This window comes from Sphingobium sp. DEHP117 (genome assembly GCF_030867385.1).
GTDB lineage: Bacteria > Pseudomonadota > Alphaproteobacteria > Sphingomonadales > Sphingomonadaceae > Sphingobium.
The window spans coordinates 64,413-72,932 of sequence record NZ_JAPFBJ010000005.1; the positions used below are offsets into that span (position 1 = coordinate 64,413).

General features: G+C 62.3%; 10 protein-coding genes. 5 read left to right on the top strand and 5 right to left on the bottom strand.

Annotation, left to right across the window (positions count from 1 at the left end):
- Positions 1 to 6: 6 nt before the first annotated feature.
- The 5 genes from OOT33_RS17775 to OOT33_RS17795 are packed head-to-tail and all read left to right on the top strand — an operon-like array spanning position 7 to position 5,248.
- Positions 7 to 1,374 carry a TrbI/VirB10 family protein gene (locus OOT33_RS17775; RefSeq protein WP_026149855.1) on the top strand — a complete coding sequence of 456 codons (1,368 nt, stop codon included), beginning with the start codon at positions 7 to 9 and terminating at the stop codon, positions 1,372 to 1,374.
- 25 nt (positions 1,375 to 1,399) lie between these two features.
- Positions 1,400 to 2,155 (top strand): P-type conjugative transfer protein TrbJ, encoded by a 756-nt coding sequence (gene trbJ, locus OOT33_RS17780; RefSeq protein WP_022675885.1) that lies wholly within the window; start codon positions 1,400 to 1,402, stop codon positions 2,153 to 2,155.
- A gap of 9 nt (positions 2,156 to 2,164) precedes the next feature.
- Positions 2,165 to 2,407 (top strand): EexN family lipoprotein, encoded by a 243-nt coding sequence (locus OOT33_RS17785; protein WP_019053956.1) that lies wholly within the window; start codon positions 2,165 to 2,167, stop codon positions 2,405 to 2,407.
- A gap of 10 nt (positions 2,408 to 2,417) precedes the next feature.
- Entirely contained in the window at positions 2,418 to 4,133 is a 1,716-nt protein-coding gene (gene trbL / locus OOT33_RS17790; RefSeq protein WP_030092735.1) for a P-type conjugative transfer protein TrbL, read from the top strand.
- A gap of 2 nt (positions 4,134 to 4,135) precedes the next feature.
- On the top strand, positions 4,136 to 5,248 hold the full coding sequence (locus OOT33_RS17795) for a transglycosylase SLT domain-containing protein (protein WP_145206862.1): 1,113 nt from the start codon (positions 4,136 to 4,138) through the stop codon (positions 5,246 to 5,248).
- Positions 5,249 to 5,268: 20 nt separating this feature from the next.
- On the opposite strand, the gene OOT33_RS17800 is transcribed toward OOT33_RS17795, so the two are convergent.
- The 5 genes from OOT33_RS17800 to OOT33_RS17820 all read right to left on the bottom strand — a co-directional run bounded on the left by OOT33_RS17800 (position 5,269) and on the right by OOT33_RS17820 (position 8,520).
- Positions 5,269 to 5,568, bottom strand: coding sequence for a hypothetical protein (locus OOT33_RS17800; RefSeq protein WP_013041567.1), 300 nt, complete (start codon positions 5,566 to 5,568; stop codon positions 5,269 to 5,271).
- Positions 5,561 to 5,803: a hypothetical protein gene (locus tag OOT33_RS17805; protein ID WP_013041566.1), complete on the bottom strand. Its 243-nt coding sequence runs from the start codon at positions 5,801 to 5,803 to the stop codon at positions 5,561 to 5,563. The genes OOT33_RS17800 and OOT33_RS17805 overlap by 8 nt, the downstream gene beginning before the upstream one ends.
- The gene (locus tag OOT33_RS17810) at positions 5,803 to 6,129 is read right to left on the bottom strand and encodes a helix-turn-helix domain-containing protein (RefSeq protein ID WP_006964370.1); all 327 of its coding nucleotides are present in this window, start codon (positions 6,127 to 6,129) and stop codon (positions 5,803 to 5,805) included. The genes OOT33_RS17805 and OOT33_RS17810 overlap by 1 nt, the downstream gene beginning before the upstream one ends.
- Positions 6,126 to 6,500 (bottom strand): type II toxin-antitoxin system RelE/ParE family toxin, encoded by a 375-nt coding sequence (locus OOT33_RS17815; RefSeq protein WP_013041565.1) that lies wholly within the window; start codon positions 6,498 to 6,500, stop codon positions 6,126 to 6,128. Before OOT33_RS17815 ends, OOT33_RS17810 begins: the two co-directional genes overlap by 4 nt.
- A gap of 1,147 nt (positions 6,501 to 7,647) precedes the next feature.
- Positions 7,648 to 8,520: an IS110 family transposase gene (locus OOT33_RS17820; protein ID WP_307751206.1), complete on the bottom strand. Its 873-nt coding sequence runs from the start codon at positions 8,518 to 8,520 to the stop codon at positions 7,648 to 7,650.

Sequence of the window (8,520 nt, forward strand, 5' to 3'; positions counted from 1 at the left end):
AGGTTTATGTCTGATGCTGATAGCATGTCGCCGGAAGCCTCGCCGGGCGGTGCAGCGGACGGGAACAGCGGGCGCTTGGTGACGGGAGTTCGCAGGGTCAATAATGCGCCGCTGCTGATCGTCCTCGGCATTGTGGCGCTGTTCATCGCCATCGTGGTGTCGATTATGATTGATCGCTCCTCGGACAATGCGGCGACCAAGGTTCAACCGGCTGTCGGTCAAAGCTCGGCCGATGTTGCGAACAAGGTTGCGGGGACCGCTCCAAGCGGTGCTGCGGAAGTCATGGCGAACGCGCCCCCGCTGCCGCCTGCCGATGGCATCCCGGTCGCGCCGGTCGATCCCAATGCGCCGCCAACCGTCACCGCCTCGCCAGCGCAACCCAACGGCCCCACGGCGGCCGATCTGCGCCGGGCACGCATGGAAGCGATACGCGAAGCACGCCTTGCCCAATTTGGCAGCGCCGTGCGCTCTCCTACCGCCCTGAAATGGCAGGACGGCCGCAATGGGGCATCCTCTGGCGCTGGCGGCATGAGTGGCGGCGCTGATCCGGCAACCCAGCTCGTCGCCCTGCAACAGCAAATGGCCGCTGCAATGGCGCAGGGCCGCCAGCCCTCGGCCTCCGACATTGCCACCCTTACGGCCCTGTCAAACCAAGTGGCCGGGGGAGGAGCCGGAGCCGGGCAGGGTGCCGCCAATGCCCGCCCGCCTGCCAACTATGGCCAGTTCGCCAACAATGCGGGTGGCAATCGCTGGGCCTCGAACAGCCAAGTAGAAGCGCCCTCCCGCTACCAGCTCCGCGCGGGCTTCGTAATTCCCGGCACGCTGATCTCCGGCATCAACTCGCAAATACCGGGGCAGATTGTCGCGCAAGTTTCCCAAAACGTGTTCGATACCGCGACGGGCCGCTATCTCCTGATCCCGCAAGGCTCCCGCCTTGTCGGCGCGTATGATTCCAACCCGGTCTTTGGGCAGACGCGCGCGCTCATCGCGTGGCAACGGATCATCTTTCCTGACGGCAAGGCGATCGACCTTGGCGCTATGCCGGGGTCGGACAGCGCGGGCTATGCCGGGTTCCATGACCAAGTGAACGCGCATTGGTTCCGTATCTTCGGCTCCGCTCTGCTCATGTCTGGTGTGACCGCTGGCGTAACCCTTAGTCAGCCGCAAACCGGCCTCAACGCCAATGGCACCATGTCCGCCAGCCAAGCCCTTAGCCAAGCTCTCGGCCAGCAGCTCGGACAGACCACGGCGATGATGATTGAGCGCAATCTGAACATATCGCCCACGCTGATTATCCGGCCCGGCTTCCGCTTCAATGTGGTCGTCGTGAAAGACCTCACATTTTCAAAGCCTTACCGCTCATTCGATTATTGACGCCAGATGAAAGGGAGCAAGCAAAATGAAGTCTCGAATTTTAGCCGCTAAAATTTCTTTGGCGATCACTCTCGCGCTGGCGGCCCCGTCCGCCAATGCGCAAATCTCGGTTATCGACGTTGCGAACGTCCGCCAGACAACCGTTTCCGCGCTGCAAAACGTCGCCACGGTGGCGAAGCAAATCCAGCAGTATCAGACGCAGCTACAGCAATACCAAAATATGATTCAGAACACGGTCGGCGCGCCGGTCCAGCTCTGGCAGCAGGCTACGCAAACGATCGACAGCCTCCAAGGGCAGGTCAATCAAATCAGCTCGTTCGCTCGTCAAGCTGGCGACGTGAACACCTACATGAATCAATTCAAAAATCCGTCTTACTATCAGACCAATGCTTGCACGTTCGGGAACTGCACGGCAGCGCAGCGCGCGGCGGCTCTGTCCGCTACTCGCGCCCGCACGACAAGCCAGATGGCCGCAAATGCCGACGCTATGAACGGCATCAACAGCGCCATGACAACGCTTGCGTCTGACGGCCAGCGCCTCGACCAGTTGCAGGCCAATGCCACGGGTGCGAGCGGGCAAATGCAAGCCCTGTCCTACGCCAATCAATTTGCGGCCCAACAAGCCAGTGAGTTGCAGAAAATTCGCGGCGTCCTGCTCGCGCAAAGCGCCGCGCTGACGGCTCAATCGCAATATCAGCTCGATCGCGATGCTGCGGCAACAGAGGCATCGGCCGCAATGCGGAAAACCAAACCGACGCCGATCGGAACCTATCAGAATTAAGGAAAGCCCATGCCGAAATTGCGTCAACTTATCGCCGCGTCCTGCTGCACCGCTACACTTCTTCTCGCGGCCTGCGGCAAGTCCGAGTCCGAACCGAAAACGATGCTCTATTACTCTCAACACCTAGACGAAGCCCGCGAGAAGGTCGCCCGATGCAAATCCGGCGTCGAAACCGACGCGGAGTGCCAAGAAGCGGGCAGCGCACTAGCGCACGAAACCAAGCCGACGCCGATCGGAACCTATCAGAATTGAGGATAGCACTATGAAGGCTCTGGCTCGCCTACACCTGTCCGCCTTGGGGGTGGCGCTCACGCTCGCCGCGACTCCCGCCTATGCGCAATCGCAAGGTATGCTCGATAATGTTCTGAACAAATATAAGAGCATGGCGGCGGCGTGGGCGAGCGTCTTCACAACGCACGCGACAATTCTATTCGGCACACTAGCGGCGGTCAGCCTCATTTGGACGTTCGGGGTAATGGCGTTGCGCCGCGCCGATCTTGGCGAATTTGCTTCGGAAGCAATTCGCTTCGCCATCTTCTGCGGCTTCTTCTGGTGGCTGCTCATCAACGGCCCGGCGATCGGCTTGGCGATCATTGAAGGGCTGCGCTCGTTGGGTGCGCAGGCATCCGGCCTGCCTAACAATCTCGCGCCATCGGGTATTGTGGACATTGGTTTCGACATTTTCCGCCAAGCTGTCGAAGCGTCCAGCGTCCTAACTCCGGTCGATTCCGCTCTTTCTATCTTGGTTTCGCTGGGCATCCTGATTGTTTTGGCTCTCGTCGGCGTGAATATGCTGCTGCTGTTGGCCTCCGGCTATGTCCTCGCCTATGCCGGGGTTATCTTTTTGGGCTTCGGCGGCGCGCGGTGGACCAGCGATATTGCGCTGAACTATTTCAAAACGGTGGTCGCGGTGGGCGCGTCCCTGATGACGATGGTTCTTATCGTCGGCGTCGGCAAAACCTTCCTTGACCAATATTATGCCGCAACGGGCGAGGGTTCGTCTCTCCAAGATTTAGGGACCATGCTTGTCTTCGCGGTCGTCCTTCTGGCGCTCGTAAACAAGGTTCCCGCGATGGTCGGGGGCGTTATAAGCGGCGGCTCGATCCACGCGGCGGGCGGTATCGGAGCCTTTGGGGCAGGGGCCGCGCTGGGTGCTGCCGGGATGGCCGCTGGGGCGGCGGCCACGGGTGGGGCTATGATCGCTGCTGGCGCGATGAACGCTGCGGGTGGAGCCAGCGCGATCAAGGCCGCCTTCGCTGCCGCTGGTGGGAGCGGTGGTGAAGGCGGCCAAACCGGCATGGGAGGCGGGCAACCGCTTTCGTCGGCGGGCGACATGCCGGGAGGCGGCGATAACGGCGGCGGCGGTGGCGGTGGGGGCGGCGGCACGCCCCTTAGCGTCGCTATGGGCGGCGATGGCGGTTCCCCCCCGGCCAATGACAACAGCGGCCTTCAAGGCGGCTCGGAAGCCGCCAGCGCGGGCGGCGGCACGGCTGCAAGCGCCGCTGCGGGTAGCGAGGCGGCCGATCGTGAAGACGGCAACGGCGGCGGCGCTGCCGGTGGCTCGCCTGCGGGGGAGGGGGAGGCCAGCTCCGCCAGCTCGCAAGGTGAAGGCGCGCCCGAAAGTGGCGACACTGGCGGCACGCAACGCACCGGCCTTAGCCGTGCGGCGAAAACCGCAAGCATCCTCGGCGGCGCTGCCGCTGGTATGGCGGTGGGCGCTTTGAAAGAGCGGGTGGGAAATACGGTGGGCGGCCGACTGGCGGCCAATATCCGCGCGTCGGCCGCCTCGGCATCGTCGGGAAGTGAAACGCTCGCTCCCGCGACCGGCGCGGGCAGTCCCGCCAGCTCGTCCGATTCATCGCCACCCCCCACGGCGCAATTCGCGGGCGATACCATTTCGGCCGCCCGTGATGCGGGCGACATGGAGACGCCAGAGGATGAAGTTGCGGCCTTCGTCCAGAGAAGGGGGGACAGCTAATCATGGCCGCTGATCTGCCTCCGGTTGTCATAGAAGAACGGGTGCAATGCTCGATCGCGGCGGCGCTGCGCTATAACATTCCGGCGAACGTCATGCTGGCGGTCGCGGAACAAGAGAACGGTCGGCCCGGCGCGCGCGTCCAGAACACCAATAACACCGCCGATCTTGGCTCGATGCAGCTCAATTCCAGCTATATTCAATCGCTGGCACGCTACGGCATCCGGCCCGAATATGTGCTTGCGGCGGGGTGCTATCCCTACAACCTCGCTGCATGGCGTATCAGAAACCATATCCGGGATGACAAGGGCGACCTGTGGACGCGGGTTGCCAATTATCATTCCCGAACGCCGGTCCATAATGCCCGCTATCGGGCGCTGATTATGGCGAAAGGTGCGCGCTGGGAGGCGTGGCTTTCCTCGCGCTATAATACCTACAGCGTGAACGGCATCCCGGTAAGCGGCGGCGCTCCTGCTGCGCGATCGGCCTCGATCCCGCTCACGATCACGGCGGCCGACGCGACGGGCGGGGGCCAGCTCGCGGCGCAACCGGCGATCGTCCAGCCCCAAGGCAGCGCCGACGCCTCGGCGGGCTATGTCGCCTCGATCTTGGCCGCTGCGTTCAATGCTCGCATAACCGATACGTGGCGGGCGCTGGAAGCCAATTACGGGGCCGCCAACAGCTTTCACAAATATGGGCAGGCGGTGGATTTCGTGCCGCGTGCCGGGCTGCACACGATCACGCGCGAGCAAATCCGCGCCGTGATGGCGCAACATGGTGTTCGCGTGGCGGAGCTGCTGGGGCCGGGGGACCGGGGCCATGCCGATCATTGGCATCTGGCTTTCTATACCGGCGATCAGACTCGGCCGCTCGATCGCGCTCAAATTGTCGTCGCCAGAGCGGAACGCGGGGTAGGGGGCCTAACCTCGGCGGCCGTGCAGCCGATGGCCAGCTATGAGGCTGCGCCAGCTCCACAAGCCCGCGTCATGGCGGCTCGGCCGAACGCCGCGCCTATTTCCGTTGCGGTGAATTTCCGGCGCGACATGCTGCATCCTTCGCCTACCGATCCCACGGCGGACCCGCGATTTATTCCGCGCACAATCACCGCCAGCAATTGAAGCGACGGCGCGCTAGGCGCTCAATTCGGCAAGCCGGTGTGGGCGCTGATCCCCATCCCGGCCAGCTCCTCAATGAGCCAGTCTCGAAAGTCCGAAATGGATTTCGCGCCTTCGGCCCTCAAGGCGGCAACGTCTTCCTCTTTGAAACTCCAATCGTCCTTGCCGATGTGGCGCAAGGCGCGCCAAACGCAATGCTTCTGATAGCTGTAGATCGCGCAACGGAGATACCCGCGAACGATCTTTTCCATAGCCGCATCGTCATTGCGGTGGCGATCTAGCAATGCGTCAAGGTCGGCTACGGACGGATTGGGATCAAGCATGGTCGGCCTCGATCTGTAGGGCGAGCTGGGCGAGGCGATCGGGAGCAAGCAAGTCGTCGGCCGCAAGGTCGATAGCGAAGGGTTCGCCGGGTTCGGGCGGCCGTCGATCGGCGGCGAAAGCGGCAAGATAGGGTTGCGCCGCGTCGGTTTCGATCCAGCGCCAGAAGGCAGGCCCTTGGCCGAATAGCCCGGCCTCGAACATATCGAGCCGGGCTTGCGCGAAATCATCGCACATTAGGCGAAGTGGATCACGGCCGATTCAGTGGTCCGCCCCTGCGGGCGCACGACAATATCGACCTTGCAGCCAAGCCGGGTGAGCATGGCTAGAAGCCGCTCAACCGAGACGCTGCGGAACTGGCCTCGCAGGATGCGCGACAATTCCGGTTGGGTAGATCCCGTAACCTTGGCGGCGGCGATCTGCGTCAACTTCCGCTCCTGCATGGCCTCGGCCACACGGGTAACGAGCTGGGCTTTCAAAAGGTGGGTGTCGGGGTCGGCAAAGCCTAGATCGGCAAAGACATTGCCGCTGCCTTCCTCAATGATTTCGTCCTGTGCGCTCATGCTGTGCCTCGCGGGGTCTGGTGTTGCCGGTGATGCTCCTCGGCGGATTTCAGCCGCGTTCGGATCAAATCCATATCGGCCTGCGGCGTGGCCTTGCCCTGCTTGGATTTCTTCTGGAAGGCGTGCAGGACATAGACCGCCTCCGCGAATTTGACTGTATAGACCGTGCGGAACGTATCGCCTTGGTGGTCGTCTATGATCTCGACCACGCCAGCGCCGCCAAAGCCCTTCAACGGCTTAGTGCTGGCGTGCTGCCCGCCTTGCTGCGCAAGGTGCAGGGCATAGCCCATTACGTCCTGCACATCGTCCGGGAACTCCCGAAAATCGCGCTTTGACGATGCCACCCATCGAACCGGCCGTTCCGTATCCATCGCGGCTATTATGCACAAATATACATAGCCCGCAAGCGGAAATTATGCGCGTATGTGCATATTGCCAGCTCGCTATGCCGATTGAGGCGACCGCGATCGGGGCGGCTCAATCGAGCGCCCTGCGCGACGAATGTATCAACGCCGGGGATGCAGGGCCGTAATTTTATGCTAGAGGCCCGGCGCGGCCCACGCCCCCCAATTTGTGCGGCCGTCCACTTCCGACGATGGCCCGCAAGGACTAGCCATCGTCGGAAGACCAACAAACAATCTAGCCGATGCCACGCGCCGCCCCTGTCCGGGCAGGCGAGGGCTGCTTGCCGTTGTAATAAAATTACTGCTCAATCTGGCCCTAGTTGCGCGTGCAATTTCCCTATTGAGGGCATAGCGTGGAAGGTACGCTAAACAACGCTCTCATGACTGCCATCTGCGCTGCAGAACGAGTTTATCCTGCCGCCGACCTTTCGGCTAGCGGTGAATTTGGCCTGGCCGGAGTGCCGCGGGCTCCTGATCGACGACGATTGATCAAGCTCTCATCCGCGGATTGGTTACCGCACTACCCGTTGTCCGTCGCTGGACCTTCCTCATTCTAAGCACGGGCGTCGGACTTGCCTGCCCCAACGTTGACCGAGGATTGTCCATCACAGTCGGGTGCCCGCGACACACCGGCCAGGCCTATGTTGCCAGAGGGTTGAGCTGATGCTGAACCCCCTGGCAGGTCAAACCGTCACCTCCGGCTGCACCCGGCGAGCGATGTCCCAAGCGAAGCCCACGAGTTCGCGAGCGATCGCCGTATTGACCTTGGGCTGTGGCTTGCCTGTCGCCGACAATCGGCGAAAACGCTCTCATGACTGCCATCTGCGCTGCAGAACGAGTTTATCCTGCCGCCGACCTTTCGGCTAGCGGTGAATTTGGCCTGGCCGGAGTGCCGCGGGCTCCTGATCGACGACGATTGATCAAGCTCTCATCCGCGGATTGGTTACCGCACTACCCGTTGTCCGTCGCTGGACCTTCCTCATTCTAAGCACGGGCGTCGGACTTGCCTGCCCCAACGTTGACCGAGGATTGTCCATCACAGTCGGGTGCCCGCGACACACCGGCCAGGCCTATGTTGCCAGAGGGTTGAGCTGATGCTGAACCCCCTGGCAGGTCAAACCGTCACCTCCGGCTGCACCCGGCGAGCGATGTCCCAAGCGAAGCCCACGAGTTCGCGAGCGATCGCCGTATTGACCTTGGGCTGTGGCTTGCCTGTCGCCGACAATCGGCGAAAACGCTGGCAAAGACGCACCTGCGCCTTCCAACCGATTGCCTGAATATCCTCAGGCAATCCCGCGACACGATCCCGATAACGTCGCTCTTCGCGGGCAGGTAGGCGATATGTCCAGCCTGCCTCGACAAGCATGGTGCGGGCATGAGCGTTGCCGGCCCGCGTAATTCGGCCGCGATGGACGCGTGATCCGCTTGAATATTCCGAAGGCACCAACCCGAGGTAGGCCATCAGTTGTTTCGGATTCTGGAACCGCGTCAAGTCGCCAACCTCGGCGATCAGAGTTGCGGCGACAATCAAGCGAACTCCGCGCAGCGCCTGCAGGCTGCGAACAAGAGCGGCAAATCGCCAGCCCTCCACTGCTTCCGCGAGCGCCGCCTCCAGCCTTTCCACGCGCGCCTGTGCCTCCAGAACGCGATGCTTTGCTTCCTCGAAGGCCAGTTGCTGATGCGGAAAATCGAAACGTTGCTCTGACAGCCAGCGCCAATAGGCTTTGGTCCACGCCGTTTTGCCGCAATACCGTCGATCATGGCGAAGTAGGAAGCTCCGCACCATTTGCTTTGCTGAGGTTGCCGCTTCCTGAGCAGAGCGCCGCGCCCGCACCAGATCCCGGATCGCCTCAAGCTCTTCGTCGGGCACCCAGATCGGATCAAGCTCTCCAGCACGCAGCAGGCGGGCCAGCGTCATGGCATCACGCCGATCGGTCTTCACCTGATCGCCAGGCCGTCTGGGCATCATCGACGGCGCAATAACGAT

Excerpts from the sequence above, each read along its gene's own strand:
- OOT33_RS17775 (WP_026149855.1), top strand. The coding sequence starts at position 7 with ATGTCTGATGCTGATAGCATGTCGCCGGAAGCCTCGCCGGGCGGTGCA.
- trbL (WP_030092735.1), top strand. The coding sequence starts at position 2,418 with ATGAAGGCTCTGGCTCGCCTACACCTGTCCGCCTTGGGGGTGGCGCTC.
- trbJ (WP_022675885.1), top strand. The coding sequence starts at position 1,400 with ATGAAGTCTCGAATTTTAGCCGCTAAAATTTCTTTGGCGATCACTCTC.
- OOT33_RS17810 (WP_006964370.1), bottom strand. The coding sequence starts at position 6,129 with ATGAGCGCACAGGACGAAATCATTGAGGAAGGCAGCGGCAATGTCTTT.
- OOT33_RS17800 (WP_013041567.1), bottom strand. The coding sequence starts at position 5,568 with ATGCTTGATCCCAATCCGTCCGTAGCCGACCTTGACGCATTGCTAGAT.
- OOT33_RS17795 (WP_145206862.1), top strand. The coding sequence starts at position 4,136 with ATGGCCGCTGATCTGCCTCCGGTTGTCATAGAAGAACGGGTGCAATGC.
- OOT33_RS17815 (WP_013041565.1), bottom strand. The coding sequence starts at position 6,500 with ATGGATACGGAACGGCCGGTTCGATGGGTGGCATCGTCAAAGCGCGAT.
- OOT33_RS17785 (WP_019053956.1), top strand. The coding sequence starts at position 2,165 with ATGCCGAAATTGCGTCAACTTATCGCCGCGTCCTGCTGCACCGCTACA.
- OOT33_RS17805 (WP_013041566.1), bottom strand. The coding sequence starts at position 5,803 with ATGTGCGATGATTTCGCGCAAGCCCGGCTCGATATGTTCGAGGCCGGG.